This window comes from Mycobacterium sp. (genome assembly GCF_008709575.1).
In the GTDB taxonomy this organism is placed as follows: Bacteria; Actinomycetota; Actinomycetes; order Mycobacteriales; family Mycobacteriaceae; genus Mycobacterium.
In genome coordinates this window covers 1-727 of record NZ_VYIK01000303.1, presented here as the reverse complement: position 1 = coordinate 727, position 727 = coordinate 1, and the positions used below count along the sequence as shown (strand labels likewise).

Below are 727 nucleotides of genomic sequence, written 5' to 3'. Positions count from 1 at the left end.
TGATCCGCAAACTGCGTATGCGTGGGTTCATCGCGGGTACGTCCGCGCATTCGCCTCAAAATTTCACGGTAGCCCGAGTTCTTCCCTGGCGGCTGCTGAGATCACGAGTTGATCTTGATTTCCGGTTTCGTGGTAGGCGGCGCCGCCGCGTGTCGTGCGGTGACGCCGGGTTCCACGGTCCCGGGGTGGGTTGCTCCTTTCTTGGGATCGATCGGACATAGGGGTCCGCGGGTCAGGGGATGGCGCGGACACGGTTGACGGCGTCAGCGAATTCTTTTGCCCAGGGCCAGGTTTGGGGGATCCGCAGAATCAGGTAGCGGGATCGTTTGACCAGGCGAGCCGCGGCGTGCAGCAGCCGGTAGCGCAGGGTCGCCGGTTCAGCCTTGGCCAGCGGGCCGTCCAAGAGCAGCAGCCGCATCCAGCACAGCAGGTCGATGGCCACGGCGACGGCGGTGACCCAGGCGGTGTTGATCGCAAACGAGTGCGATGGCCAGCGCGCCAGGCCGGTGTCTTTGGCGCAGCGGATGAACCCCTCCACTCGGGCGTGTACGCGGTGGCGGGCCTCGAGGCGCTGGGGCTGTCCGCCTGCGGTGTTGGTCGCGAGCAGCTGGTAGCGGTAGCCGTTGATCTGCTCGAACAGTGACAGCTGGCGGCCTTCTTCGATCTTTTCGCGGCGCACCAGGATGCGCATGTCGGCCGGCCAGCCGGCCAACCGGTCGCCGTCGGG

General features: G+C 66.3%; 1 protein-coding gene. It reads right to left on the bottom strand.

Annotation, left to right across the window (positions count from 1 at the left end; all coding sequences use genetic code 11):
- Positions 1–232: 232 nt before the first annotated feature.
- Positions 233–727, bottom strand: a 495-nt coding sequence (locus F6Q13_RS18600; RefSeq protein WP_293059676.1) for a transposase, incomplete at its 5' end; no start/stop codon positions are given.